The organism is Rhodococcus sp. 66b (assembly GCF_002076325.1).
GTDB lineage: Bacteria > Actinomycetota > Actinomycetes > Mycobacteriales > Mycobacteriaceae > Rhodococcus_F > Rhodococcus_F erythropolis.
In genome coordinates this window covers 298,334-323,642 of record NZ_MUZB01000007.1, presented here as the reverse complement: position 1 = coordinate 323,642, position 25,309 = coordinate 298,334, and the positions used below count along the sequence as shown (strand labels likewise).

The following is a 25,309-nucleotide window of genomic DNA, read 5'->3' as shown; positions in this document are numbered from 1 at the left end:
TCGCTCCCGACAGCACTCGACCCCGCTCCCGAAACACTGGAGCGGGGTCGAGTGAGAACGAATCGGGTCAGACGCCCAGGGAGTGAGCGAGCATCGGCCAGGAGTTGTGGAGATCGTCTTGCCAGTAGCCCCACGAGTGGGTGCCGGTCGGCTTGAAGTCGAAGGTGGCCGGGATCTTCAGGTCGCTCAGGCGGTAGGCGAGGTTGTGGGTGCAGTAGTTGACCGCTGCCTCGATGATGCCGCCGACGATCGCCTGGTTGGCGAGCGCACCGACCTGACCGTTGATCGCGGGATTGGCGAGAGTGTCGTGTGGGCCGGGGAGTCCGGAGCCGGTGGAGACGTAGAGCTCGGTGCCGCGGAGCTTCTCGGCGTTGAGGACCGGATCGTTGTCCTTCCAGCCCTGACCGTCGAGGGGGCCCCACATGTTGGTGATGTCAGCTCCGCCGCGGGTACCTGTGACAAGTTCGATCGCACTCTGACCGACGGGAGTGCTGGTCTCGGCACATCCGCTGTACGCGCCGACGCCCTTGTAGAGGCCGGGAGCCGCGATGGCGAGGTTGAGGACCGAGGTCGCGGTCATGGAGATCGCGGAGATCGACTGGACCTTGTTGGTATTGAACTCGGCGTCGATGACGGGCGGGAGTTCCTGGGTCAGGAACGTCTGCCACTTCTGGCGACCGAGAACCGGATCGTCGTTCACCCAGTCGGTGTAGTAGCTGAATGCGCCTTCGAGTGGAGTGACGACGTTGACGTTCTTGTCCTGGAAGAAGTTCATGACGTCGGTCTTGCGTTGCCAGGTCGCCGAGTCTTCGCCGCCGCCTGCACCGTTGAGCAGGTAGAGCGTCGGGCGGGGTTCGCTGCCATCTGCTGGGAGGATGACCTCGAGCGGGATGTTGCGATCCATCGCCGGGGAGAAGACCGAGATGGTGACCTTGCGGTCGCCGGTCTTGGTGTTGCTCACGACGTGCGATCCGGACGTGTCACCGCCCGCAGAAGCTGTCGCCGGACTGATCAGCATCGGCAGCACCGTGGCCACTGCGAGAGCTGCGATCACACTGCCACGCTTGAAAATTCGAGCACGCATACGTTCGGATCCTCCACCTGAATGTCTTCGGATCCGGAACGGATCGAAGTGCCTGTGAGCCCTTACTGGAACAGGTTCACTTTTTGTTATGTGTCAGTAAAGCAGAGCGGGCGCAGAAAGTGACGCGATTCGATTGCCTGACAATTGAATTGGCCCCGGAATTAACCCCCGAATTAACCCCCGAATCGGCCCAGACAAGCACTCGACCCCGCTCCAGGAAGTGCAGGGAGCGGGGTCGAGTCGGAACGATTTCGGTCAGATGCCCATCGAACGAGCGAGCATCGGCCAGGAGTTGTGGAGATCGTCTTCCCAGTAGCCCCACGAGTGGGTGCCGGTCGGCTTGAAGTCGAAGGTGGCCGGGATCTTGAGATCGTTGAGGCGGTAGGCGAGGTTGTGGGTGCAGTAGTTGACTGCTGCCTCGATGACGCCGCCGACGATCACCTGGTTGGCGAGTGTGCCGACCTGTCCGTTGATCGCCTCGTTGTTCAGGGTGTCGTGCGGGCCGGGGAGTCCGGAGCCGGTGGAGATGAAGAGCTCGGTGCCGCGGAGCTTCTCGGCGTTGACGACGGGGTCGTTGTCGATCCAGCCCTGGCCGTCGAGGGGGCCCCACATGTTGGTCACGTCAGCGTCGCCGCGCATGCCCACAACCAGTTCGATGGAGGACTGGCCGACCGGTGTGCTGGTCTCGGCGCATCCGCTGTATGCACCGACGCCCTTGTAGAGGCCCGGAGCTGCGATGGCGAGGTTGAGGACCGAGGTCGCGGTCATCGAGATCGCGGAGATCGACTGGACGCCGTTGGTGTTGAACTCGGCGTCGATGACGGGCGGGAGTTCCTGGGTCAGGAACGTCTGCCACTTCTGACGGCCGAGGGACGGGTCGTCGTTCACCCAGTCGGTGTAGTAGCTGAATGCACCTTCGAGCGGGGTGACGACGTTGACGTTCTTGTCAGCGAAGAACTCGTTGACGTCGGTCTGACGCTGCCACGTCGCCCGGTCTTCGCCGCCGCCTGCACCGTTGAGCAGGTAGAGCGTAGGGCGGGGTTCGCTGCCGTCTGCTGGGAGGATGACCTCGAGCGGAATGTCGCGTCCCATGGAAGGTGAGTACACCTTGATGGTGGCGATGCGCCCGTTGTCCGTGCGGCTCGAGAGCTTGGAACCCGTTGTGTTTGCCTTGGCAACAGTTGCCGTGGTGGTCGACGGATCTCCGCCCGCGGACGACACTGCAGGGCTGATCAGCATCGGCAGCACGGATACTGCGGCTACAGCGGCGACCAGACGGCCACGCTTGAAAGTGCGAGCACGCATACGTTCAGAAACCTCCACCTAAAATTCCTTCGAATCCGCCCAGGAGTGAACGGTCCTTTGTTGCTGTTCCCGTACGGGAATTCATGCTGGGTACATGCTCTGTCGATAGGTACAGGGCGTGTGAGTCTTGTAAGTTCTACCGCATCGGTGCGTTATCCGCCAGTGAACCAGAGATTTGCTGAACGTACGACCAGTTTCAGGTGAATTTCCCTGATCATCGACGGGATTAGTGAGTGAACCGGACATATCCACTATGGGAACAACATTGTTGCCTACCTCTGCAGTCGAACGCGTCTGTCGAAGATCTTCTCCGATATCAGCGGCCAGCGGGGAGTTACGTTTCGGTGAACGTCGGTTACTCGCCGCAGACTCGCGCGGACTCGACGGCAATCGCCAAGAGTTTCGCGTGGCAGGCGCGGGTCGAGTTCCCGGAGATAACCCCTGTCTTCACCGTCGACGGCGTCGTCGAGATTCAGGAGTCCGGCGGAATCGCCCTGGCCTTCGACCTGGAGGACTCGAATCCGCTGGAGGGAGACCTGGCCAACGTCTCGTACTTCTACGACCTCGGAGTCCGCTCGATGTTGCCGACGTATAACTACATGAACGCTGCCGGCTGCGGCTGCTTGGACCTGGCGGACACGGGGTTGAGTGGATACGGCCGTGACCTGGTTGCCGAGATGAATCGCGTCGGAATGACGGTCGACGGCTCACATTGTTCGGTACAGACGGGGTTGGACGTCTCAGCTATCACCCAGCGAGCAATGATCTACAGCCACTCGAACCTCCGAAGGTTGTGGGAGCATCCGCGCAACATCACCGACGATCAGGCCAGAGCGTGTGCGGAGACCGGCGGCGTCATCGGGATCAACGGCGTGGGCATATTCCTCGGCGTCAACGGACCGGATGACGACCAGGCTCGGCTGTCCGCGATGGCCGACCACATCGAAGAGGCTGTGGGACTCGTCGGCATCGATCACGTCGGGATCGGCTCCGACTTCTCCTTCGACGCCGACGAATTCCGCGAAGAGATCGAGCAGAACCCGTCGTCGTTCTCCGAGGCGTACACCGCGTGGGGGCCACTGCAGTGGACTCCTCCGGAGGACGTGCTGACACTTGATCAGGTATTGCGTGACCGGGGCTTCGACGAGCCGTCGATCGAGGCCGTGTACGGCGGAAATTTCGCCCGAGTTGCCCGAGAAGTGTGGGCTACCGACGGGTAATGCGACCATCTGGGGACAGCGAAACGATGCAGGACTACCCTGGTGAATCGTGACCTCACACTATGACGTCGTTGTCCTCGGAGCCGGCCCCGGTGGGTACGTCGCTGCTATCCGCGCGGCACAACTGGGCCTGAGCACCGCCATCATCGAGCAGAAGTACTGGGGCGGTGTATGCCTGAATGTCGGCTGCATTCCGTCCAAGGCGCTTCTCCGTAACGCCGAACTCGCGCACATCTTCACGAAAGAAGCGAAGACGTTCGGCATGTCCGGAGACGTGTCCTTCGATTTCGGCTCCGCTTTCGATCGCAGCCGCAAGGTCGCGGACGGGCGAGTCAAGGGCATTCACTTCTTGATGAAGAAGAACAAGATCCCGGAGTACGACGGCAAGGGCACGTTCGTCGACGCCAACACCATCAGCGTGGAGCTGAGCAAGGGTGGCACCGAGACGATCACGTTCGACAACGCGATCATCGCGACCGGTTCGTACACCAAGCTGCTGCCCGGCACCTCGCTGAGCGAGAACGTCGTGACCTACGAAGAGCAGATCCTCACCCGTGACCTTCCGGGTTCGATCCTGATCGTCGGTGCCGGCGCGATCGGCATGGAGTTCGGTTACGTCCTCAAGAACTACGGCGTCGACGTCACGATCGTCGAGTTCCTCGATCGGGCACTGCCCAACGAGGACGCCGACGTCTCGAAGGAAATCGCCAAGCAGTACAAGAAGCTCGGCGTCACCATCAAGACCGGTGCCGCTGTGCAGTCCATCAGCGACGACGGCAGCAAGGTCACCGTCTCGATCAAGGACAACAAGTCCGGCGAGATCGAGACCGTGGTCGTCGACAAGGTTCTGCAGTCCGTCGGCTTCGCACCGCGTGTGGAGGGCTTCGGTCTCGAGAACACCGGTGTCGCGTTGACCGATCGCGGCGCCATCGCGATCGACGACTACATGCGCACCAACGTCCCGCACATCTTCGCCATCGGTGACGTCACCGCCAAGCTGCAGCTCGCGCACGTCGCAGAAGCTCAGGCTGTCGTCGCTGCCGAGACCATCGGCGGCGCGGAGACGCAGACACTCGGTGACTACCGGATGATGCCGCGTGCGACGTTCTGCCAGCCGCAGGTCGCCTCGTTCGGTTTGACCGAGGAGCAGGCCAAGGCCGAGGGCTACGACGTCAAGGTCGCGAACTTCCCGTTCGCTGCCAACGGCAAGGCACACGGTCTCGGTGACCCGACCGGTTTCGTCAAGCTGATCGCCGACAAGAAGTACGGCGAACTGCTCGGCGGGCACCTCATCGGACCGGACGTTTCGGAACTGCTGCCTGAGCTGACCTTGGCTCAGAAGTGGGACCTCACGGTCAACGAGTTGGCACGCAACGTCCACACCCACCCCACACTCAGTGAGGCACTGCAGGAAGCGATCCACGGCCTCGCCGGCCACATGATCAACTTCTGACGGCAGGGCCTTCGGCCCCGTGCGCCTTTTCGGTAGTTCGCACTACCGGAAAGGCACACGGGGTTTTTCGTCTTTTGTGTCGAGTTGTGTTGCGAAACCGCCATCTGAGGCCTTCGAGTCGGGGTGTAGGCGCGCAACGCATTAGCGTCCCGAGTCGACCATCCGGCTTTCGAAGGACCACTCATGAAAACTCGTTCCGTACTGCTCGCGGCTTGCGTCGCGCTGACGCTCTCCGCCTGTGGAACCTCAGGTGACTCCGGATCGGACACCGAAGCTTCGGGTGCCGCCGAGGCGGGGGCGTTCCCCGTGACCGTCGACCACGCCTACGGTTCGACGACGATCGACGCGGAGCCTATGCGCATCGTGACCATCGGATGGAGTGGCCAGGATGCGGTGATCGCGCTGAACAAGGTTCCGGTCGCCATGGAGAGCTTCTCCGGCGACGGCATCGAGAACAACATCCTGCCCTGGGACGCTTCGCGTCTGAACGGTGCCAAGCCCGTTCTCATGACGACCAATCCCGATATCCCGTTCGAGCAGATCCTCGGGCTCGATCCCGACGTGATCCTCGCCGTCTACTCCGGCATCGACGAGGGCGAGTACAAGCGTCTCAGTGACATCGCGCCGACCGTCGCGTTCCCCGACCAGCCGTGGGATACGGCGTGGGACAAGCAGATGAGCATGATCGGTGCAGCGCTCGGACAGCCGGAGCAGGCTCAGACGCTGATCGACGAGACCGGGGCGTACTTCGAGAAGCAGGCCGCTGATCACCCACAGTTCCAGGGCAAAACCGCAACGTATGCAATGCGCACCGACGAGGGCCTGATCGTCTTCTGCGGCACCGACCCGCGGATCCGTCTTCTCGGCCAGCTCGGGGTGAAGACCTCGCCCGGTGTCGACGCAGTGTGCACTTCCGGCGACAGTTCGGTGTCCGTGGGCATGGAATCCATCGACACACTCGACGCCGACGTCTTCATTCTCGTCGACGCCGACGGCACCAACCTGGACAAGCTGATGTCCTTCGGTCCGTTCGCGAACATGACCTCGGTGTCGAACGGCCGTCTGGTTCGTCTGGTCGGAATGGACTACGCGATGGCTACGTCCGCTCCGACGGTGCTGAGCGTTCCCTACGCATTCGACGAGTTCATCGCTCAGCTTTCGGACAAGTTGAGCTGATTCCGAGCGTCGTACGACGCTTGTGACGCAACGATTTTCGGAACCTGCGACTCGAGTAGTTCGATCAGGGCCGTGATCTTTGCGGCGACGTCGGCGCCGAGTTCGGTCAGGCTGTATTCCACTTTGGGCGGGATGGTTTCGAGTACCTCACGGTGCACGAGGCCATCCCGCTCGAGTGTTTGCAGGGTCTGCGAGAGCATGCGCTCGCTGACTCCGTCGACGCGTCGGCGCAGGGCACTGAACCGGTACGGGCCCTCGTTCAATGCCGCCAGCGCGAGTGCGCCCCAGCGTCCGGTTGCATTCTGCAATGCCGCCCGAGAGTTGCACCCGCGAGCGAAGACGTCAGCCTCGAGCGTTGGGTCCACGACGTCGGCATTCGGATCAGGGGTCTGGGCAGCACGTGAAGGTGAGTCGGTGCTGGTCATGAACCCAGGCTACTACTGCACGATCCCATAGCGCTAACTCGACGTGTTGCACTTACGAAAAATAAGTGCATGATGGTTGCAGAACGCATTTACGCTTCAACCTGGATCGGGAGTTCGCATGAGCATTGCAGTCACCGGCGCAACCGGAAACCTCGGACAACTGGTAGTCGAGTCGTTGATCGAGCGGGGAACCGCCGCGTCCGACATCGTCGCAGTCGTCCGCAATCCACAGAAGGCGGAAAGCCTCGCCGCCCGCGGAGTAGTTGTACGTCAAGCGGACTATGCCGATGCCTCGGCGTTGGAAACCGCATTGGCGGGCGTCGACAAGCTGGTGCTGATCTCGGGAAGTGAAGTGGGGTCACGGCTCGCGCAACACACCAACATCATCGACGCGGCGAAGGCTGCCGGCGTCGGATTCATCGCCTACACGAGCATCTTGAATGCTCAGGACACGCCGATGAAGCTTGCTGCCGAGCACAAGGCGACCGAGGACGTGCTCACTCGGAGCGGTATTCCGTTCGCGCTGTTGCGCAACGGTTGGTACTGGGAGAACTTCACCAACGACCTGGCCGGTGTGATCGAACGCGGCGCACTGGTCGGTGCGGGAGCGGAAGGCAAGATCGCGGCTGCGGCGCGTGCGGATTACGCCGACGCCGCAGCAGTAGTCGCGACCACCGATGGTCACGAAGGCGCAGTGTACGAGTTGGGCGGTGACGAGAGGCTCACCTACGCCGAATTGGCCGAGAAGATCAGCGAGTTTGCCGGCAAGCCTGTCGCGTACCAGTTCGTGAGCGAGGACGCATACAAGGGGATTCTCGAGAGCGTCGGCCTGCCTGCCCCGGTCGCAGAGATTCTCGCGGATTCCGATGCTGCAATTGCCAAGGGGGCGTTGGACACCGAGTCTGGTGACCTGCAGAAGTTGATCGGCCGCAGCAGCGCTCCGGTGGCTGAGGTGTTGAGGAAGGCCTGACCTGCTGTGCGCCTTTATTAACCGCGGGCGGTTACTAAAGGCGCACAGGGGGTTATCCCATGTGGACTGCACCCTCGGCGGGCAGATCACCCTTCTTGGCGCGGACCAGAACCAGCACTACCGGTGCGATGATCGCCAACAGGATTGCCGCCCAACCGAATGCGGCCGAGTATCCGGATACCTCGGCGCCGAAGAAGTAGTCCGTCATCGAGGCGACGAAGTCCTGCACCGGCTGGGGGAGTAGCGCCAATTGGTCCCCGGTCGGGATGGTCGCATTCGACATGTCGACGGGAATGCCTTCCGGCGGGATCGGCGCCGCGTTGTCGGCGGTGAAGGCCGACTTGGCCGAAGCGTAGATCGTGGTGAACAGTGCGGTTCCGAGTGCGCCGCCTATCTGCAGGGTGGCGTTGACCAGGGCACTGGCAGCGCCGGCGTCGTGGTCGGGAACGCCGATCAGCGCGAGGTTCTGCATCGGCACCATCAGCAGGCCCAGTCCGAAGCCGAAGATCGCGAGGCCGGGGAACACGTGCGTCCAGTAGGAGCTGTGTACCTCGATCTGGGTCAGCATGAGCAGTCCTACTGCGGCCACCAGCGGGCCGGCGACCATGAGCGGCTTGGGGCCGATCTTGGTGGACAACTGCGCTGCGATGGTCGACGCCAAGACGATGAAGAATGCCATCGGCAGCGATCCGACGCCGGCCATGACCGGGCTGAATCCGAGCACGATCTGCAGGTAGAACGTCAGGTACAACGTGCCGCCGAGCAGGGCGGCGCCCACCAGCATGGAGCCGATCAGAGCAGCGCCGCGATCACGATGCCACGGAACGCTCAGCGGTAGAAGCGGATTCTTGCTGCGGCTCTCGACGACCACGAAGATCGCGAGGAAGACCAGACCCAGTGCGATGAACAGCAAAGTGTCCGCCTGACCCCAGCCGTGCTCGGCGCGTGTGAATCCGTAGACCAGTGAGCCGAGCCCCAGGGCGATGAGGACAGCGCCGGGAAGGTCGTAGCTCGTGTCGCCGTGCGCTTTGGTTTCCTTGACGATCGGGACGGCTGCAGCGATGGCGATCAGCGCGATCGGGATGTTGACGAGCAGGCACCAACGCCAGTCGACGTACTGCGTCAGCACTCCACCGAGGAGCAGGCCGATGGCAGCGCCACCGCCGGAGATCGCGCCGTAGACGGCAAAAGCCTTGGCGCGCTCCTTCTCTCCGATGAAGGTGGTGGTGAGCATCGACAGCGCAGCGGGCGCGAGCAATGCTGCGAAGACGCCCTGGCCGGCGCGAGCGATGAACAGTTCGATACCGCTCTGCGCGATGCCGCCGATGCCGGAGGCAACCGCGAAGCCCGCCATGCCGACGATGAAGGATCGCTTTCGGCCCCAGTAGTCGGCGATACGTCCGCCGAGGAGCAGCAGCGCACCGAACGCCAAGGCGTACGACGTGACCACCCACGCGCGGTCAAGGTCGCTGATGCCCAGTTCCTCCTGGGCTGCCGGTAGGGCGATGGAGACGATGGTGCCGTCGAGCACCACCATGAGTTGAGCGAACGCGACGATGCAGAGCACCAGCCAGCGACGTTGATGATTCGGATTCTCGGAGACAGCCGGGATCGGTGGCAGAGTGCCGCCGTCGACGTGGGACGTGGTGGTCATTGGAAAAAGGTATTCCAGCCTTCTCAGGTGAGTCAAACGAAATAGTTCGTTCGGTTACCATCATCACTATGGCTCCCACTGACGCGACCGCGACGAAACAGCGAATCCTCGACGCTGCGCAAGAAGAATTCGGCACCTACGGGCTTGCCGGTGCGCGCATCGATCGGATTGCGAAGAACGGAAACGCCAGTAAGGAGCGCCTCTACGCCTATTTCGGTGACAAGGTCGCGTTGTTCCACGCGGTGCTCGACGTCGACTTCGAGCAGGCGATGGAGTCTGTCGAGTTCACCGGTGAAGACATGCCCGCGCATGCCGTCGAACTGTTCGACGCAATGCTCGCCAAACCACAGATTCAACGGATGATGATCTGGGGTCAATTGCAGGGTGAGGCACCACGGATGAAGAAGCTGGCCGAGGAACATTCCAGCTGGGTTCCGCGAATGGCCACGATCCGCAAGGCTCAAGAAGACGGCCTCATCTCGAAGCACTGGGATCCGCAGGACCTGATCACGATGCTGTTCGGCCTCGTGTTCGGTTGGGTAGTGGCCCCCGGTGTGGCCGACAACCAGAACGTCGACGCCGACGAGATCGCGCGCCGCCGTGAAGTGGTGCGCGAGGCCGTCACTCGAATCTGCAAGCCGTGACTGTCAGCGAGAGAGGTACGCGGCCCAACCGCCGTAGTCAGTGATGTCAGCTGCGCCGTTTACGGCGTCATGAGTGCAGCTGAAACCGACTGTCGTTCTGCCGTCGGATAACTCGACGCTCGTGAGTGCCATCGGTGCAGGCAAGGCGGCGAGGAACGTTCCCAGGCCAGCCGGTGAGATCCGGAAGATCTCGCCGACGACCGGTGCGCCGAGTCCAGGGTCACGGCGGACCAGGCCGGGCTTCGGTGGCGTCGTGTCGAGAGCGAAGAGCCGGTAGGCATCCGAGGTCGTGACGGTTTCGACGTACCGCGCGCCGAGGTCGACCAACTGTGTGTTGAGCGGTTGCCGGCGCAGGTGAGCGCCGAATACTGCGAGGTCGATTCCGGTATTGACGAGGGCGGGTGAAGGCACACCACCGAGTCGCGCAGCGAGGTCGATGGCGATCTGGTCGTCGAAAGCGGGTACGACGAACATGACGCCGAACGGGTGATCTTCGGCAGTGCGGTGTCCGGGCGCCGCGACGGCCGCCATGTCGAGCAGGTTGCAGAAGTTGGTGAAAGTTCCCATCCGGCGGTTGATTCCGAATGGATCCTCGGTCACGGCAGCGATGGTCGGATGTTCGGTGGTGGTGGGAAGCAGTAGGGCGTCGAACCCTGCGAGGAGTTCCCGGGCGGCAGCCTTGGCGTGGGTGAGAGCGTCGAGATCGTCGACTAGCTGGTATCCGGTGGGGTGCTTCGCGCCGAGCACGATGTCGGACACCGCGGGATCTGCTCCGGCAGGACGAGTTTCGAGGAACTCGCCGGCAGCGGCGTACCGCTGCGCCACCACGGCGCCGTCGTAGAGCAATCGGGCCGCGTCGAGCAGCCCGGAAATGTCGACGGTCTCGGTCTCGGCGCCGCCGGCTACCAGAGCTGTCACAGTGTCCTGAAATGCTGCCAGATACGACGGGCTAAGTTGAGCGAGATCCTCGATTCGGGGCACCGCGACGCGGGGATTCGGCGCCGCCGCGAGACGAACGTCGGAAGGCCAGACGCGGCTGCGGGGATCTCGAGGTTCGTGGCCGACCATGATTGCCGCTGCCGCGGTTGCCGATTCGAGGTGGCCGGCGAACACCGTCAGAGCGTCGTAGTCGATGCAGGCGGGCACTACTCCGTGGACGGGAATGACGCCGAGCGAGAGCTTGAGTCCGTAGATCCCGTGAAATGCCGCCGGTACCCGGCCGGAACCGGCAGTGTCGGTGCCGATTCCGATATCTGCAATCCCCAGTGCCACGGCGACGGCGGATCCGGAGCTACTACCGCCCGAGATCAACTTCTCGTCCCAAGCGCAGCGAACGGCTCCGTACGGACTACGCGTTCCGACCAGCCCGGTGGCGAACTGGTCCAGATTGGTCTTCCCCAGAACAACAGCGCCGTGCTCGATCAACCGTGCAACGGCACTGGCAGTTTCATCCGGCGCATACGCGAATTCGGGGCACGCCGCTGTGGTCGGCAGACCGGCGACGTCGACGTTGTCCTTGACGGCGACCAGGCGCCCAGCCAGGGGAAGATGCTCGCCCGCGGCGATTCTGGCCTCCACCGAGGCGGCATCGGCAAGCACATCTTCCTTGCGGCGCAACGTGATCCAGATTTCGGGGCGATCTACTTCCTCGATCCGCTGGAATGCCTGCTCGACCCGGGCTGTCGGGGTGAAAACTTCTGCTGCGATGGTCATGGTGTGTACTGCTCCGATCAGTCCGTGATGTTGGCGAGTGAGAGCGCGGTGATCGCGCGGGTCACCCGGTCGAGGACGACGTCGAGAGACTCGCCGATGTGCTGGTGCAAAAGCGTGCGGGCCTCGGGCAGATTGCCGGCACGTAGTTCTTCGAGGATTCGAATGTGCTCCGCGATCGAGGTGTCGATGCGGCCGTTGACCATGAAGTCGTACATCCGAACGTGCCGGATACGGGAATTCACCGACAGCAGCGACGCGACCAGTTCATTGTTTCCCGACGCCCTCAGTACGGCGACGTGGAATTCCTCGTCCAGTTCGACGAACCCCGGTTCCTGAGCCGGCGGATCGAGAGCTAGGGCACGCCACCGCACCAACTCGTCGTCGAGGATTGTTCGGTCGTGCCGGATCGTCGGATCTGCGATCGCCCGGGTAATTCCTTGTAGTTCCAGAGTGATTCGGAGTTCGTACAGATCTCGGATCCGCGGGATGCTCGGGCGCACGGCGGAGAACCCGTACTCTTCCCGGCGCAGGAGTCCATCGGCGCACAGCATCGTCAAGGCTTCCCGTACTGGTGTGCGAGAAATGCCGAAACGCGTGGAGAGCTTCGGTTCCGTCAGGCGCTGATCGAACCCGATAGTCCCGTTGACCAGTTCGGTGCGTAGTTCCCGGTAGACCACCTCACGCAGTGGCTCCGGCGCCGTATTCATCCCTGTCGACATACCTGTATACGCTATTGATCAGGTGTTTCGTCCAGATGTCTTCGGGTAAGAGCTGAGTTACGGCCGCCGCGGAACTTCAGGAGAAGTCGCGCTGAACCCGCAAGGTTCCGATCGTGGTGGCCAGGCCGTCGTACTGAGTGACCAGCAAGGTGAATTCGATCAACCGACGATCGTCGAGATGCTGCGAGAGCGTTCCCCACGTGTTGTCGGTGATGTCCTTGGTGGTGACCAACTCGTCGACCGCAGTCAAGATCGCACGGTGACGCGGACTCAACTCGGAAGCGCCAGGGCCCTCGATGATTCGGGCCAGTTCTTCTGCGTCGATTCCGGCTTTGCGGCCGAGCCTGATGTGGTGATCCATCTCGTAACCGCAGTCCCGCAGGTGCGCGACCCGCAGGATGATCAGTTCGGTGTCGTGGCGAGAGATCTTGCCGCCGGGCATGAGTGAGCCGGAGTAGTGCAGCCAACCGCGGAAGAGCCCACCCGTGCGCCCCAAGGTGCTGAACAGATGCGCATCGGGTGCTCCGGCAGCCTTCGACAGGACACGCCAGATTCCCCAGTTGATCGGACCGAGGTCCTTGAATCGGCCGGGCGGGATGCGGGGGTTCATGCGACTCCACGGATGTGAGAGGGACGGAGGTCGATAGCTCGTTGCGCGATGTGGCGAACCGCAGCGCTGCGGCGGGGCGCGTGTACGCGTGACTTCCGGCCGACGATACCGCGCTCGAACGCGTCGACGGCGTCAGCGACGGTCGTGGTGCCGGCGCTGGCGAGGGTTCCGCGAGCGCCGTCGAAAGAGAGTGCGGTGGTATCGGTGTCGATGTCTCCGATATACGCGACGCCCACCTTGGTACCAAGGTGTTTCATTTCCAGGCGCAACGCGTCGCCCAACGCTTCGACGCCGGCGCGCGAAGCACCGAACGGTCCGCGGAACGGGTGCTTCGCCGCGCCGTGGGCCGAGGCGACCACCAGGGCGTAACCATCTTCGTGACTGATGTGGGGACCCGCTGCGCGCAGGGTGTAGTACGTGCCCATGAGGTTGACTTCGACTGCGCGACGCATGTCTTCGACGTCTCCGCCGAGGATCGACGAATTCGCCTCGACGCCGGCATTGGCCACGACTACGTCGATGCCTCCCAGCTGCTCAGCGATGTAGCTGACGCCGCGAGATACCTGCTCGAGATCGGCGACATCGCACAACTGCCACGGCGCGCGGCCGCAGGAAGTGGCGACTTGCTCGAGAAGTTCCGGCTCGAGGCCGAGCAGTCCCACGGACGCACCACGGTCGTACAGGCGTCTGGCCAGCAAAGAACCGATATTACGGGCAGCACCGGTGATCAGGATGCGCCGACCTGTCAGATCGTCGGCACTGCTCTTGCCCGATTCGGCCTTGCCCGCCTCGCTCTTGCCCATGTGCTGTGTCCCTACGCAGTTACCTTCTGGTCCTCCGACGCTAACACCGCCGGGTAGCTGCGACTGCAAGTACCGCCAACTCCGTCCGAACGGGTGTTCAGACCGATGCGGCTTCGAGACGCGGATGTGACGTGGAAGCCTGGGTCGACCGCAATCGACGGAATCGGACCACGGCAACGACGGCGGCAACAGCGGCGAGGATCACCAACGGCAGTGACGGGCCCATCGTGGGTTCGATGACAACCAGTAGCACCGGCAGTCCGAATCCGAGATAGGTGCCGACGTAGAAGATCCCGGTCAAAGCGCCCCGCGAGGCCGGGGGAGCCAGCGACTCGAGGTCGAGCAGTCCCTCACGTAGACACAGTCCGTAGGCCGTACCGAGGACGAGCGCGCAGACGATGAACAACCCGAGCGCGGGGTGCGCGCCGCCGACTGCGACCAGGCAGTATCCGAGTGCCGCCAGTGCGGCGCCGACCGTGCCGGCCTGAGGACCCCAATTGCGATGGCGCGCAGCGGTTTGAACCAGGATTCCAGCACCCAGAGTCAGCGCCGCGGCGAAACCCGGAAGGAGAGGGCCTGAGTAGCGGTCGCCGAGCCTGGCCGTCATGGTCACGAAAGACACTGTTGCGCTGGCGAACACCCATGGCGCCAACGGAAGTGCCCAGAGCAGTGCGACCTTCACACCGGTTCCCGACCGCTCTGCGCGGTCGGGAACCTGTGTGAACGTCGCAGCCTTGGTGGGAGCAGGAGTACGACTCCACGAGGCAGCAGCGGCAACCGAACCCACCGACAAGACGGCCGAGACGACAAAGGGCGTAGCGAGTGGGAAGGCGGCAAATTGTGCCAACAGACCCGAAAACAGTGGTCCCAGTGCAAAACCCGAGGTGAGTACGACGCCCGCCATCACGGTTCCGGACTTGCCGCGAAGGTCGGCCGCCCACGCGGTACCCGCGCCGATTGCCAGACCGGCACCGATACCGACTACGAGGCGCCCGACCATGAGCCCGGGCGCGTCGTGCCAGAGAAGAAGAATCAAGGTTCCGAGCGAGGCTATGAGTGCTCCGGGAAGGACGACTACAGCTCGGCCGACGCGGTCCGACACTGCTCCACCGGTCAACAGGCCGGGTAGGAGTCCGAGCGCATAGATACCGAAAACACCGTCGAGCACGATATGCGAAAGGCCCTCGTCCACCCGGAGAACCGGGATGAGCGAAGCAAAGTGGTTGGCGGCCCAACCCGTCGAAAGTAGTACGGCCAGTACCGAGATGAACCCGCGACGGGATGGATCGCCCATACCGGCAGCTTAGGCGGGCACCAGATCGCTCACGTCGGCGAGGAGTTCGAACGTGCGCAACCATGCCTCGCGGTTGGTGCCGGTCGACACCGTGATCAGCTCGTCGGCCTGCGCATGCTCGGTGAATTCGTCGAGGTACGCACGCACCTCGGCGGGCGTGCCGATGGCGCTGTACTTGGTCATTTGCAGAACCTGCTGACCGGCGGGGGAGTCGAGCAGCATGTCCGCTTCGTCGTCCGTGAATTTGCGTCCACGCCCGAGAAGAAGACTGACGCGCGAACGCTTGGCTGCGAGGAAGTCCTGCTGAGCCTGCTCATGGGTGTCGGCGGCGATGACGTTGACGCCGGCGATGACGTACGGCTCCGCCAACTGCTCCGACGGCTTGAACTCGCGTCGGTAGATTGCGACGGCGTCGCGCAGGGCGTTGGGGGCGAAGTGCGAGGCAAATGCATACGGCAGGCCGAGCATCGCGGCGAGCTTGGCGCCGAACAGTGACGATCCGAGAATGTAGAGCGGAACGTGAGTGCCCTTACCGGGAACGGCATTGATTCCGGGGACGCGCGAAGTGTCGCCGAGGTAGCCCTGAAGCTCGAGTACGTCCTGCGGGAAGCTGTCCGAAGAACTCGGGTCGCGTCGCAAAGCCTGCATCGTCTTCTGATCACTACCGGGCGCGCGGCCGAGACCGAGATCGATTCGACCGGGGTGCAAAGTCTCGAGGGTGCCGAACTGCTCGGCGATCGTCAGCGGTGCGTGGTTGGGCAGCATGATTCCACCGGCGCCGAGGCGGATTTTGCTGGTGTTCGCGGCGACGTGGCTGATCAGAACGCTGGTTGCCGAAGACGCGATGGAACCCATGTTGTGGTGCTCGGCGTACCAGATTCGCTTGTAGCCCCACTCCTCGGCACGCTGCGCCAAGGTCACGCTGGCGTCGAAGCTGTCTTTGGCGGTTTCGTCGTCCCCGATGTGGGCGAGGTCGAGGATGGAAAGTGGTACGGCCATGGAGGTGGAGCCTTTCTCAGCGAATAGAACGCAAGCGTCGTTGGAAGGTGCAACCATCTGGCCGGCTTTCCTATTTCCCCCTGGTCAACGCCCACGGATGGCGGCGAGGAGGAGAAGGCGTCAAGTCTTTGTCTCAATTTCGGTCATTTCGGATATTTCGGGTGAAAGTGGGGGCTAGATTTCCCGAATCGGAGGTTCTTTCGCATTCCAAGTGAATCGAGACCAGCATGGCCACTGATCGGAAGGCTGTAAACAAGCGCAAAGTACGTGCATTACTAGCCGGAGGACTTGTCCTCGGTATCGGCGCCGCTGTCACCTTGGCAGCGTGGACAGACAATGTTTTCGGCGACGCGCAGTTCAAGACGGGAAGTTGGAATCTCCAGGGCAGTTTCGACGGACTGACGACCTGGGGTGAGTATCAAGTCGACGCTTCCGCCGGCCACTTCCAATTCAGCACGGGATTCAACACACTCGCACCCGGAACGACGGTATATGCGCCGGTAGCGCTACGGATCGGTCCCACGGCCAGCACTTTCGGCGCGACGGTACAACTACTCGGTGCGACGGGCGGTGATGCCGATCTCAAACCCGCCCTGCGGTACTCGGTGTATCGAGGTGTCTCCTCCACGGCCTGCACGGCGGCGGGAATTGGAGCAGGCACAGCATGGGTGGGCACGACAGCTAGTCCGGTGGCCTTGACGGCAGGTTCGGGTTCGGATGTCACCTTGCTAGGCACGGGTGTGCCGGTCGAACTGTGCTTCGCGGTCACGCTGCCCGCCGGAGTCGACCCCTCGATCGTGTCGGGCAAGGACACCGGGCGCTTGCTCTGGCAGTTCACCGGCCAGTCCACCCCCTGACGCCTGCGTGGTCACACGGCGAATGCGTCAGGTGTACGCACTGGCGGCCTCGGGACTCGTCCTGGGTATCGGTGCAACCACCGTGGCTGCCAGTTGGGTGGACAGCACGATGGGCGATGCATCGTTTCGCACCGGAACCTTCGGAATCGAGTCGAACGTCGGCGGTGGATGGTCGTCGCATGCATCCAGTGCCCCTGGCATTTTCACGTACACACCCTCGGCGCTCCTGATTCGCCCCGGTGCGTTCTCGTACGGCCCGATATCTCTTCGAACAGTGCCGGTCTCGCCGGCAGCATCCGTCACTCTGCAGGCGGCCACGGTTGCCGGCGACTCCACTCTGGCGTCGGCGCTTCGGTATCGGGTGGTCAAGTCGACGACCTGTGATGCGTCAGCCTTCTCCACGGGAACACCACAATTCGTGGTGGGAAGTGCGACGGTGTTTCCGTCGCTCTCAACTGGTTCCGCAGTCGGGGCCATCGCGCTACCCACCGGTGGAGCGTCGCCAGGGGGAGCGGTGGCGCTGTGCTTCGAGATTTCGCTGCCCGGAACCTCGGCTAATTGGAGTAACTCGGCGTTGATCGGTAAAACGGCAACTCCCACTTGGCAGTTCAGTGCAACACCCTGAAGGAGCTGCAATGCCAATACGTGCCCGGGCAACACATGCCCGGACGAAGAAGCGTTCGGCCCTGACGATCATCGGGGACTGCATCCTTCAGGTTCTCGCTGCCGGTGGGGTTGTTTGTATCGCTTTGGTGATCTGTGCCTTCGCCTTCGACATCACACTGATCATGTTCAAGACGGGTTCGATGTCGCCGACCATTCCGACGGGTTCGCTCGCCGTAGTGCGTGAAGTACCGGCGGATTCCGTCGAGGTTGGCGACGTCGTCACCGTCGATCGGGGAGTGTCCGAACTGCCGGTGACCCACCGGGTCGTCTCTGCTCGTACCCAGGACAACGGCATCACGATTCTCGATCTCAAGGGTGATGCCAACGCTTCGGCTGATCCCGCGGTATACGAGGTCACCACGGTCCGAAAGGTGCTCTGGCACGTTCCGGGATTGGCGCGGGTGATCGTCTACTTCTCGAATCCTCTTGTTCTGGGGGCGATCACGCTGACCATGGCCGCTTTGGTGGTTGCGGTATTCTGGCCGCGCAATACCGATGACGACGATGATGCCGAATTGGCCGACCCGAAAACCGAACCCATTCAGGTTCTTCTACCGCCGGACGGCGGGAGGCAATGAAGCGTCGCCACCTGTTCTCAGTCATCGTATTGGCAGTTGCGGTTGTTCTGGGCTCCGGTTTCTCGTCTCACCCACTGTTCGGAGAGACCGAAGCGGCGTGGACAGACTCCGAATACGTGACCGGTCCGATTTCCACCGGTTCATGGACGACGAGTGGGTACGGCAGAGGCGCCGGCGGGCTCGGGTTGTCCAGTGGCGGAATCGTGATAGATCTTTTCGGCAGTTCGATGTTCGAAGGTGTCTCACAACAGAACACGATTGGAAAGGACCTGGACACAACCAATCTTGTGGTTGCAAAGCTGCTGGGCGTCAACTCGTTGTCCCGGACCGGATCGATCTCGTCGTGCGCTGCCTACTCGGTCGGGCAGCCTGCGAGCGGCCGCTGCCAGTCGGCAATTGTTTCGGATACCGATGCGACGTCGACACTCACCTCGATGACCGTGACAGTGAACTTGCTGTCCCTACTGGGGATTGATCTGGTCAGTGCGCCGATAGTCACTGTGGCATCGCCGATTACGGCAGGGGCTGCGTGCGATACCTCGAACAGGGCATCGGTATCGGCGAGTAGCCCCACGAATCAGGTGACGGTGGGATCTCGCGTCCTCACGATTCCACAGCCTGCCGAGAACGCATCGGTGACGGTGACAGGGGCGGACGCCACTGTGAACGCCGCTGGCTTGGCGACGATTCAATACACGAACATCAAGCTCGTGAGCACGCGAACGTCTACGGCAACAACGGCGCAATCGACGCTGAGCGTAAGTCTTTCGATGGCAGCTTTTGCGATTCTGGGGGCGCAGATACTGGGCACCACAAACGTGACGTTCAATCTTGTAACGGCCCAATGCGGAATTGGCAACGCGACATACCCGGTCACGCCGCTGAGCCTCCCAACCGGATTTGCTGCGCGTGCGGTCAGCCCGACGCCTACTTCGGTGAGCGAACCCCCATCATCGACGACTTCTTCGACCACAGCAGCTGAGACCACAGCAGCTGAGACCACGGCAGCTGAGAACACTGCAGGGATGACGACCACCGCGTCTGTGCCGACACCGACAGTAATCCCGACATCGACAGCAACGCCGACATCGACAGCAACGCCGACAACGACGGCTACACCAACCACGAGTACACCGGCTCCGGCGGACCCAATCGGGACAGTAATCCAGGGGCCCGTCGGTTCGAGTATCTCCGCCTTCACCACGGATGACGGACTCACCTGCGACGTTGCGCCTGATGCGGACTACACGAGCGAAGTTGCAGTCGAATGCTCGGACGGCACAACGGGTACGGTCCCCGGTTCTGAACTCGGCCCGAAGCCAACCGCACCGGGGGAGTACCTCAGGATCCCCCTGACGAGAGACCACGTCACCGGAGTCGTCACCCTGAACTCAGCGACACGACGCTGATCAGTTACGCACGGCATTGGCCATGGCGGCCAACGAGAGGGCCTGACGAGCACGGTCGAGGACAACCGCACGAGAGATGTCGATGTGCGATACCAGCGCCTCGTGGGCTTGCGGAATCTTGCCGTCCAGAACCAGTTCGACGACGGAGATATGTTCCTCCACGGTGGCCTTCATACGGTCGGGAGTCAGGTAGTCGAACATCCGCACGGGGCGCAGCTTCGAGTTGACGGCCTGCAAGGCGTCGACCAACGCGTGGTTTCCGGACGAGGCGAGGAGCGCGATGTGGAACTCCTCGTCGAGCGTCACGAAACCGGCGTCCGGTACGGGCATCTGTTTGAGAAATGCGTACCACTTGTCGAGTTCGGAACCGAGCGCGTCTCGATCATGAGCGGGGGCCTCACCGTCGAGTACCCGACGAAGCCCGTGCACCTCGAGGAGTATGCGCAGCTCGTAGAGTCCACCCAACTCGTCGAGGTGCGGTCGGTACGGAAAGAGTCCATGTTCGTCGCGCTCGACCAGCCCGTCGGATTCCAACTTTGCGAGCGCTTCGCGCACCGGTGTTCGCGAGACACCGTAGAGATGGGCCAGGCGTTCCTCGCCCAGTCGTTCCGAGGGCGCGATCTGACCGGACATCAGATCATTTCGGATCGACCGGTAAACCTGTTCGCGCAGCGGCGGCCGCACACTCATGTCAGATTGCCATCGCTCGACGAACCGCCTCGGTGGACGTGGTGCCGCCCTCACCGGTCGAGGTCACGTGTCCGGCCGCGAGAATGCTGTAATGCTGAGCAGATTGGAGCGCGAAACCGATGTGCTGCTCGACAAGGAGGACACCGAGATCGCCGCGCTCGGTGAGTTCCATGACGGTTCTTTCGATTTCGGCGACCACGTTGGGCTGAATGCCCTCGGTTGGTTCGTCGAGGATGAGGATCTTGGGCTCGGTGATCAAGGCGCGGGCGATGGCAAGTTGTTGTCGCTGCCCACCGGAGAGAAGTCCTGCGCGACGGTCGAGGAGTGTGGTGAGGGCGGGAAACAGATCCAATGCCTCTGCGATGAGTGCCTTTCCGCGTTTGCGCCCGTCGGCGACCACCCGAAGATTCTCGGCAGTTGTCAGTTGTCCGAACGACTGCTGACCCTGCGGTACGTAGGCAAGTCCGCGAGCGACGCGGGCGCTCGGTCGTAGTCCGGTGATGTCCTCTCCGTTCAGAAGTACCTTTCCGCGTGTGGGTTTGATCAGACCGACGGCGGCGCGCAGCAAGGTGGTCTTGCCTGCACCGTTGTGACCCATGACTGCCGCAACCCCGTCACTGGGAACCAGTAAGGATACGCCGTGGATTACTTCGGTGCGTCCGTAGCCGGCGCGGATGTCGACGAGCTCGAGCATGATTCAGTCCTCCGGGGTCGGTTCGGTGTCGGCGCCGAGATCGGTTCCGGCAGCGGCTGTGCCGAGATAGACCTCTTGCACCTTGGGGTCGGCTTGAACCTCCGCCACAGTTCCTTCGGCGAGTACTTTCCCAGCGGCGAGCACTGTGACGGACGTGGCGAACGATCGCATGAAGTCCATGTCGTGCTCGACCACGACGACGGTTCGTGCACCGCCGATGCGACGCAGAAGGTTTCCGGTCTCCTCGCGCTCCTCCAGGCTCATCCCAGCGACGGGCTCGTCGAGTAGTAGCACGGAACAGTTCTGCACCAACAACATTCCGATTTCGAGCCACTGTTTCTGCCCGTGCGCCAGAATGCCCGCGGGAGTGTCTCTGAGGTGCTCCAAGCCGGTTGTCTCCAGAGCCTCCTCGATCTCGGGGAGCACACCTTTGCGCCTTCGGAGCAGGTTCCACGCCGAGCGACCGGCTCCCGCCGCGATGTCGAGATTCTGCAGCACCGAGAGTTCTTCGAAGACGCTTGCCGTCTGGAAGGTTCGCCCGACGCCGAGGCGGGCGATCTTGTGAACCTTCTTGCCGAGTAGTTGCTCGCCGGACTTCGTGATCGAACCCGTCGCGGGAACGAGTCCGGTGATGGCGTCGACCAGCGTTGTCTTTCCAGCCCCGTTCGGGCCGATGAGAAACCTGAGGTCGCCCTGCATGAGGGTCAAGTCGACGCCGTCGACGGCCTTGAAACCGTCGAAGCTGACCGAAAGGTTCCGTACTTCGAGGTACTCGGACGACATTCCGGCGTTGCCGCCCAGTGCCGGTGTGGGTTCGCTGGTGGCGGTTGTGTTGGTCATGACGACACCTCCACTGGTTCGGGTTGGGAGACCTTGACCGGCGGGTCGGCCAGGGTCTCACGCTTCTTGCGGTGGCGCATCAGGGCGAACAATCCGGCCACACCTGCCGGGAAGAACCCGACCACGACGATGAACATCAACCCTTGTGCGTAGATCCATCCCGAAGGGAGTTTCTCCGAGAATGTCGACTGCGCCCAAGCGACGCCGATCGCACCGAGTACCGGACCCAGAAGCGTTGCGCGGCCACCGATCGCGACCCCGATGAGGAAGGCGATTGACGGAACGATCCCGACGTCGGCGGGGGAGATGATGCCCACGATCGGAACGAACAGCGCACCGGCGATACCGGCGAGGAACGCCGCGGTCACGTAGGCGACCAGTTTGATGTTCGCCGGATCGTATCCGAGGAAACGTACGCGCTCCTCTTGATCGCGGACGGCGACGAGGAGTTCGCCGTATCGGGAGTTCATCAGCTGGCGAATCAGAGCGACCGATGCGAGAAGAACTCCGGCGGCGATGAAGAACAACATCTGCTTGTTCGCCGGATCGTTGAGGTTGAAACCGAAGAACGTGCGAAAGCGGTTGAGGCCGTTGCTGCCACCGATCGACTGCTGGCCGATCAAGAGGATCGCGAAAGCCGCGGCGAGTGCTTGCGAGAGGATCGCGAAGTACGCGCCCTTGACTCTCCGCTTGAACACACCGAGTCCGAGGAGAAAGGCAACAGCGCCAGGCAGGAAAAGGATGGCGAAGATCGCCACGAATGGCGAGGCGAACGGTTGCCAGTATCCCGGAAGTTCTGTTTTGCCGGCGATGGACATGAAGTCCGGGACCGCGTCGCCCTTGAGTTCGGCATCGGCGATCTTGAGGTGCATCGCCATCACGTATGCGCCGATTCCGAAGAAGACGCCCTGGCCGAGCGTGAGCATTCCGCCTCTGCCCCAAGCCAAGCCGATGCCGACAGCGACTATGGCGAAGCACAGGAATTTGGCCAACAGTGACAGCCTGAAGTCCGAGAGCACAGCCGGAGCGATGGCGAACAGCACGATCGCGGCAAGTGCAAAACCGCCCCACACCCGAATTCGGGAATTGTTCAGGATGCTCATACGAGGCTCCTCGTCTTGACTGCGAACAGGCCCTGCGGCCGAACTTGAAGGAAGACGACGATGATGACGAACACGATCACCTTCGCGATCGATGCCGTCGTCGAGTACTCGATGAACGAATTCAAGATGCCGAGGGCGAAGGCTGCGATCACGGCTCCCTTCATCTGACCGAGACCGCCGACGACAACAACCAGGAAGGCGTCGATCAGATACGACTGGCCGATGGTCGGGCTGGTGGAACCGATGAGCGTCAACGCGACACCCGCGACGCCGGCGAGCCCGGAACCGAGGAAGAAGGTCGTGATGTCCGTACGACGAGAGGAGATTCCGCTCGTCTCGGCCAGATCGCGATTTTGGACGACGGCCCGGATGCGTCGACCCATCGACGACTGCTTCAGTGCGACCGAAAGCGCGATCACCGCTGCGATCGCCAACACCAGAATGAAGATGCGGGTTTTCGGTACCACGGCGCCGAAAATATCGACCCCGCCCGAAAGCCAGCTCGGCGCCGAAACATTGACTGCCGGCGCGCCGAAGATGTCGCGCGCCAACTGCTGAAGGATCAATCCGACGCCGAATGTCACCAACAGGGTGTCGAGGGGTCGGTGGTACATCCGCGATACCAGGACCACTTCGAGCACGACACCCATCAGTCCGCCGACGACAAAACCGACGAGCAGAGAAATGATCAAAGATCCCGTTGCATTCGAGATCACCTGCTGCACTACGTATGCGGTGTACGAGCCGGCCATGATGAACTCGCCGTGTGCCATGTTGATGACACCCATCTGCCCGAACGTGAGAGACAATCCCAACGCTGCCAACAGGAGAATCGATCCGATACTCAAACCCGTGAACAACTGTCCGATCACAACATCCATGACAGACGCTCCACCTCTCTACTCGTCGATTCCGTCAATTCCGCCTTTCGTCGATCAGCTGCCGAGTCCCTCGGCCCAGGGGTAGTTCTTCAGGTACGGATCCGGCTCGATCGGCTGTCCCGAATCCCAGACCGTGTAGATCAGTCCGTCGGAACGGATTTCGCCGATTCGGGCAGTCTTGGTGATGTGATGGTTGTCGCCGTCGATGGTGACGAGTCCTTCGGGTGCCTGGAAGGTCACACCGTCGGCGTTGTCCTGAATATCCTTGACCGCAAACGAGTTGGCCTTCTCGACGGTGTTCTTCCAGAGGTAGACGGAGGTGTATGCCGCTTCCATCGGATCGGACGTGGGCTTGTCCTGGCCGAACTTCGCCTTGTACGCCTCGACGAACTTCTTGTTCTCGGGGGATTCGATGGTCTGGTAGTAGTTCCACGCCGTCAGCTGGCCTTCGACGTTCTGGACTCCGATACCGCCGACCTCTTCCTCCGCAATGGAGACGGAGACGACGGGCATGTCGGCGGGCTTCAGGCCGACATTCGAGTATTCACGGAAGAACGCGACGTTGGAATCACCGTTGAGTGTGTTGAACACGGCGTCGGCGTCGGCTGTGCGGACCTTGTTCACGATGGTGGAGAAGTCGGTCGAACCCAATGGCGTGTAATCCTCGCCCTTGATCTCGATGCCGTTCGCTGCCGCGTAGGCCTTGATGATGCGGTTGGCGGTCTGCGGGAACACGTAGTCGCTGCCGACCAGATACAGCGACTTGACGCCCTTCTCCTTCAGATAATCCAGAGCCGGGATGATCTGCTGGTTGGTCGTTGCACCCGTGTAGAAGATGTTCTTCGAATCTTCCAGCCCCTCGTACTGGACCGGGTAGTAGAGCAGGGAGTTGTTGTCCTCGAACACCGGCAGCATGGCCTTGCGGCTCGAGGAAGTCCAGCCACCGAAAACTGCTGCGACGCAATCGCTGCTGATCAGTTTCTCGGCCTTCTCGGCGAACACTGTCGGCTCCGACGCGCCGTCCTCTGCCACGATCTGGATCTTCTTGCCCAGCACACCGCCGGAATCGTTGATCTCCTGCACCGCCAACGAGATGGAGTCGCGGACCGTCACTTCACTGATGGCCATGGTGCCCGAGAGTGAATTCAGAGAACCGACCTTGATCGTGTCCCCCGAGGTGTCGACGCACGACGTAGCCGTCGAATCTCCCGATGCGGTGTCTGTCGCCTTGCTTCCGCAGCCGGTGAGAACCAAGCCCAGCGCGGCGAGAGCGGCCGGCGCGGCAAGGGTGCGCTTCGAGAAGGTTCGCATGTACGGGCCTTTCGTGTCGATGGCTCTGGCAGACAATGGCTCTGACAGATCTGTATCCGGAGTGCGTATACAACGCTGTATTCGTCGAGTGCACAGAGTAGGTGGAAGTTGTTGCGGTGGAATGACTGTCGGTGACAAGTGTGTGTCCGGTGTTTCGATTGGATGTCCAGGACCTCACACCGCAGGTCAGCGAGGGTGCGGTGTTAGCATC

Annotated in this window: 26 protein-coding genes; 8 read left to right on the top strand and 18 right to left on the bottom strand. The window is 62.2% G+C overall.

The genetic code is table 11. From position 1 onward, the window contains the following. Nucleotides 1–67: 67 nt before the first annotated feature. Both B0E55_RS15825 and B0E55_RS15820 read right to left on the bottom strand, forming a co-directional pair. The gene (locus tag B0E55_RS15825; RefSeq protein ID WP_060939303.1) at nt 68–1,084 is read right to left on the bottom strand and encodes an alpha/beta hydrolase; all 1,017 of its coding nucleotides are present in this window, start codon (nt 1,082–1,084) and stop codon (nt 68–70) included. A gap of 255 nt (nt 1,085–1,339) precedes the next feature. After that, nucleotides 1,340–2,389 carry an alpha/beta hydrolase gene (locus tag B0E55_RS15820; protein WP_021343370.1) on the bottom strand — a complete coding sequence of 350 codons (1,050 nt, stop codon included), beginning with the start codon at nt 2,387–2,389 and terminating at the stop codon, nt 1,340–1,342. Nucleotides 2,390–2,622: 233 nt separating this feature from the next. On the opposite strand from B0E55_RS15820, the gene B0E55_RS15815 reads away from it, so the two are divergent. From B0E55_RS15815 to B0E55_RS15805, 3 genes are all read left to right on the top strand, one after another. Further along, nucleotides 2,623–3,609 (top strand): dipeptidase, encoded by a 987-nt coding sequence (locus B0E55_RS15815; RefSeq protein WP_080910009.1) that lies wholly within the window; start codon nt 2,623–2,625, stop codon nt 3,607–3,609. A gap of 49 nt (nt 3,610–3,658) precedes the next feature. Further along, nucleotides 3,659–5,062 carry a dihydrolipoyl dehydrogenase gene (lpdA, locus tag B0E55_RS15810; protein WP_003941477.1) on the top strand — a complete coding sequence of 468 codons (1,404 nt, stop codon included), beginning with the start codon at nt 3,659–3,661 and terminating at the stop codon, nt 5,060–5,062. Nucleotides 5,063–5,245: 183 nt separating this feature from the next. Then, on the top strand, nt 5,246–6,238 hold the full coding sequence (locus B0E55_RS15805; protein WP_019744462.1) for an iron-siderophore ABC transporter substrate-binding protein: 993 nt from the start codon (nt 5,246–5,248) through the stop codon (nt 6,236–6,238). Here the strand turns inward: B0E55_RS15805 and B0E55_RS15800 are convergent. Continuing rightward, entirely contained in the window at nt 6,214–6,663 is a 450-nt protein-coding gene (locus B0E55_RS15800) for a winged helix-turn-helix transcriptional regulator (protein ID WP_007735410.1), read from the bottom strand. The genes B0E55_RS15805 and B0E55_RS15800 overlap by 25 nt on opposite strands. Before the next feature lie 118 nt (nt 6,664–6,781). Between B0E55_RS15800 and B0E55_RS15795 the strand changes: the two genes are divergently transcribed. Further along, a complete protein-coding gene (locus B0E55_RS15795) occupies nt 6,782–7,633 on the top strand; it encodes an SDR family oxidoreductase (RefSeq protein ID WP_021343373.1) in 852 nt (283 codons plus the stop codon). Nucleotides 7,634–7,685: 52 nt separating this feature from the next. On the opposite strand, the gene B0E55_RS15790 is transcribed toward B0E55_RS15795, so the two are convergent. After that, the gene (locus tag B0E55_RS15790; protein WP_003941517.1) at nt 7,686–9,287 is read right to left on the bottom strand and encodes an MFS transporter; all 1,602 of its coding nucleotides are present in this window, start codon (nt 9,285–9,287) and stop codon (nt 7,686–7,688) included. 68 nt (nt 9,288–9,355) lie between these two features. On the opposite strand from B0E55_RS15790, the gene B0E55_RS15785 reads away from it, so the two are divergent. Further along, entirely contained in the window at nt 9,356–9,931 is a 576-nt protein-coding gene (locus tag B0E55_RS15785) for a TetR family transcriptional regulator (protein ID WP_080910008.1), read from the top strand. 3 nt (nt 9,932–9,934) lie between these two features. Here B0E55_RS15785 and atzF read toward each other — a convergent pair whose 3' ends face one another. The 6 genes from atzF to B0E55_RS15755 all read right to left on the bottom strand — a co-directional run bounded on the left by atzF (nt 9,935) and on the right by B0E55_RS15755 (nt 16,069). Then, the gene (gene atzF / locus B0E55_RS15780) at nt 9,935–11,644 is read right to left on the bottom strand and encodes an allophanate hydrolase (RefSeq protein WP_080910007.1); all 1,710 of its coding nucleotides are present in this window, start codon (nt 11,642–11,644) and stop codon (nt 9,935–9,937) included. 17 nt (nt 11,645–11,661) lie between these two features. Continuing rightward, entirely contained in the window at nt 11,662–12,363 is a 702-nt protein-coding gene (locus B0E55_RS15775; protein ID WP_019744458.1) for a GntR family transcriptional regulator, read from the bottom strand. Between the two features lie 76 nt (nt 12,364–12,439). After that, on the bottom strand, nt 12,440–12,973 hold the full coding sequence (locus B0E55_RS15770; protein ID WP_019744457.1) for a carboxymuconolactone decarboxylase family protein: 534 nt from the start codon (nt 12,971–12,973) through the stop codon (nt 12,440–12,442). Continuing rightward, on the bottom strand, nt 12,970–13,776 hold the full coding sequence (locus B0E55_RS15765; RefSeq protein WP_080910006.1) for an SDR family NAD(P)-dependent oxidoreductase: 807 nt from the start codon (nt 13,774–13,776) through the stop codon (nt 12,970–12,972). Before B0E55_RS15765 ends, B0E55_RS15770 begins: the two co-directional genes overlap by 4 nt. A gap of 97 nt (nt 13,777–13,873) precedes the next feature. Further along, nucleotides 13,874–15,070: an MFS transporter gene (locus B0E55_RS15760; RefSeq protein ID WP_021343377.1), complete on the bottom strand. Its 1,197-nt coding sequence runs from the start codon at nt 15,068–15,070 to the stop codon at nt 13,874–13,876. A gap of 9 nt (nt 15,071–15,079) precedes the next feature. Continuing rightward, a complete protein-coding gene (locus B0E55_RS15755; RefSeq protein ID WP_020906723.1) occupies nt 15,080–16,069 on the bottom strand; it encodes an LLM class flavin-dependent oxidoreductase in 990 nt (329 codons plus the stop codon). 227 nt (nt 16,070–16,296) lie between these two features. On the opposite strand from B0E55_RS15755, the gene B0E55_RS15750 reads away from it, so the two are divergent. Genes B0E55_RS15750 through B0E55_RS15740 form a run of 3 tightly spaced genes read left to right on the top strand, consistent with a single transcriptional unit; the run spans nt 16,297 to nt 18,170 of the window. Continuing rightward, nucleotides 16,297–16,926 carry a SipW-dependent-type signal peptide-containing protein gene (locus B0E55_RS15750; RefSeq protein WP_021343380.1) on the top strand — a complete coding sequence of 210 codons (630 nt, stop codon included), beginning with the start codon at nt 16,297–16,299 and terminating at the stop codon, nt 16,924–16,926. Nucleotides 16,927–16,933: 7 nt separating this feature from the next. Next, the gene (locus B0E55_RS15745; protein ID WP_241896075.1) at nt 16,934–17,551 is read left to right on the top strand and encodes a hypothetical protein; all 618 of its coding nucleotides are present in this window, start codon (nt 16,934–16,936) and stop codon (nt 17,549–17,551) included. Between the two features lie 10 nt (nt 17,552–17,561). Continuing rightward, nucleotides 17,562–18,170, top strand: coding sequence for a signal peptidase I (locus tag B0E55_RS15740; RefSeq protein WP_080910004.1), 609 nt, complete (start codon nt 17,562–17,564; stop codon nt 18,168–18,170). A gap of 352 nt (nt 18,171–18,522) precedes the next feature. Here B0E55_RS15740 and B0E55_RS31535 read toward each other — a convergent pair whose 3' ends face one another. The 8 genes from B0E55_RS31535 to urtA form a co-directional block, all read right to left on the bottom strand. After that, nucleotides 18,523–18,744 carry a hypothetical protein gene (locus B0E55_RS31535; RefSeq protein WP_125461331.1) on the bottom strand — a complete coding sequence of 74 codons (222 nt, stop codon included), beginning with the start codon at nt 18,742–18,744 and terminating at the stop codon, nt 18,523–18,525. 114 nt (nt 18,745–18,858) lie between these two features. Then, a complete protein-coding gene (locus tag B0E55_RS31530; RefSeq protein ID WP_198538422.1) occupies nt 18,859–19,389 on the bottom strand; it encodes a hypothetical protein in 531 nt (176 codons plus the stop codon). Nucleotides 19,390–19,579: 190 nt separating this feature from the next. Then, nucleotides 19,580–20,269: a GntR family transcriptional regulator gene (locus B0E55_RS15730; protein ID WP_020906727.1), complete on the bottom strand. Its 690-nt coding sequence runs from the start codon at nt 20,267–20,269 to the stop codon at nt 19,580–19,582. 1 nt (nt 20,270) lies between these two features. Beyond that, nucleotides 20,271–20,963, bottom strand: a complete 693-nt coding sequence (gene urtE, locus B0E55_RS15725) for an urea ABC transporter ATP-binding subunit UrtE (RefSeq protein WP_003941544.1) — start codon at nt 20,961–20,963, stop codon at nt 20,271–20,273. A 3-nt stretch (nt 20,964–20,966) separates the two neighbouring features. Further along, nucleotides 20,967–21,803: an urea ABC transporter ATP-binding protein UrtD gene (urtD, locus tag B0E55_RS15720; RefSeq protein WP_019744448.1), complete on the bottom strand. Its 837-nt coding sequence runs from the start codon at nt 21,801–21,803 to the stop codon at nt 20,967–20,969. Continuing rightward, nucleotides 21,800–22,906 (bottom strand): urea ABC transporter permease subunit UrtC, encoded by a 1,107-nt coding sequence (gene urtC, locus B0E55_RS15715; RefSeq protein ID WP_080910002.1) that lies wholly within the window; start codon nt 22,904–22,906, stop codon nt 21,800–21,802. Before urtC ends, urtD begins: the two co-directional genes overlap by 4 nt. Continuing rightward, nucleotides 22,903–23,787 (bottom strand): urea ABC transporter permease subunit UrtB, encoded by an 885-nt coding sequence (gene urtB, locus B0E55_RS15710; RefSeq protein WP_003941514.1) that lies wholly within the window; start codon nt 23,785–23,787, stop codon nt 22,903–22,905. The genes urtC and urtB overlap by 4 nt, the downstream gene beginning before the upstream one ends. 54 nt (nt 23,788–23,841) lie before the next feature. After that, the gene (urtA, locus tag B0E55_RS15705) at nt 23,842–25,098 is read right to left on the bottom strand and encodes an urea ABC transporter substrate-binding protein (protein WP_021343385.1); all 1,257 of its coding nucleotides are present in this window, start codon (nt 25,096–25,098) and stop codon (nt 23,842–23,844) included. Nucleotides 25,099–25,309 lie beyond the last annotated feature (211 nt).

Bases quoted from the DNA above. Each gene is read 5' to 3' on its own strand.
- B0E55_RS15820 (WP_021343370.1), bottom strand. From the start codon at position 2,389: ATGCGTGCTCGCACTTTCAAGCGTGGCCGTCTGGTCGCCGCTGTAGCC.
- urtB (WP_003941514.1), bottom strand. From the start codon at position 23,787: ATGGATGTTGTGATCGGACAGTTGTTCACGGGTTTGAGTATCGGATCG.
- urtD (WP_019744448.1), bottom strand. From the start codon at position 21,803: ATGACCAACACAACCGCCACCAGCGAACCCACACCGGCACTGGGCGGC.
- B0E55_RS15740 (WP_080910004.1), top strand. From the start codon at position 17,562: ATGCCAATACGTGCCCGGGCAACACATGCCCGGACGAAGAAGCGTTCG.
- B0E55_RS15730 (WP_020906727.1), bottom strand. From the start codon at position 20,269: ATGAGTGTGCGGCCGCCGCTGCGCGAACAGGTTTACCGGTCGATCCGA.
- urtA (WP_021343385.1), bottom strand. From the start codon at position 25,098: ATGCGAACCTTCTCGAAGCGCACCCTTGCCGCGCCGGCCGCTCTCGCC.
- B0E55_RS15760 (WP_021343377.1), bottom strand. From the start codon at position 15,070: ATGGGCGATCCATCCCGTCGCGGGTTCATCTCGGTACTGGCCGTACTA.
- B0E55_RS15775 (WP_019744458.1), bottom strand. From the start codon at position 12,363: ATGTCGACAGGGATGAATACGGCGCCGGAGCCACTGCGTGAGGTGGTC.
- B0E55_RS15755 (WP_020906723.1), bottom strand. From the start codon at position 16,069: ATGGCCGTACCACTTTCCATCCTCGACCTCGCCCACATCGGGGACGAC.
- urtC (WP_080910002.1), bottom strand. From the start codon at position 22,906: ATGAGCATCCTGAACAATTCCCGAATTCGGGTGTGGGGCGGTTTTGCA.
- B0E55_RS15800 (WP_007735410.1), bottom strand. From the start codon at position 6,663: ATGACCAGCACCGACTCACCTTCACGTGCTGCCCAGACCCCTGATCCG.
- urtE (WP_003941544.1), bottom strand. From the start codon at position 20,963: ATGCTCGAGCTCGTCGACATCCGCGCCGGCTACGGACGCACCGAAGTA.
- B0E55_RS15825 (WP_060939303.1), bottom strand. From the start codon at position 1,084: ATGCGTGCTCGAATTTTCAAGCGTGGCAGTGTGATCGCAGCTCTCGCA.
- atzF (WP_080910007.1), bottom strand. From the start codon at position 11,644: ATGACCATCGCAGCAGAAGTTTTCACCCCGACAGCCCGGGTCGAGCAG.
- B0E55_RS15765 (WP_080910006.1), bottom strand. From the start codon at position 13,776: ATGGGCAAGAGCGAGGCGGGCAAGGCCGAATCGGGCAAGAGCAGTGCC.
- B0E55_RS15770 (WP_019744457.1), bottom strand. From the start codon at position 12,973: ATGAACCCCCGCATCCCGCCCGGCCGATTCAAGGACCTCGGTCCGATC.
- B0E55_RS15790 (WP_003941517.1), bottom strand. From the start codon at position 9,287: ATGACCACCACGTCCCACGTCGACGGCGGCACTCTGCCACCGATCCCG.
- B0E55_RS15795 (WP_021343373.1), top strand. From the start codon at position 6,782: ATGAGCATTGCAGTCACCGGCGCAACCGGAAACCTCGGACAACTGGTA.
- B0E55_RS15785 (WP_080910008.1), top strand. From the start codon at position 9,356: ATGGCTCCCACTGACGCGACCGCGACGAAACAGCGAATCCTCGACGCT.
- B0E55_RS15805 (WP_019744462.1), top strand. From the start codon at position 5,246: ATGAAAACTCGTTCCGTACTGCTCGCGGCTTGCGTCGCGCTGACGCTC.
- B0E55_RS15750 (WP_021343380.1), top strand. From the start codon at position 16,297: ATGGCCACTGATCGGAAGGCTGTAAACAAGCGCAAAGTACGTGCATTA.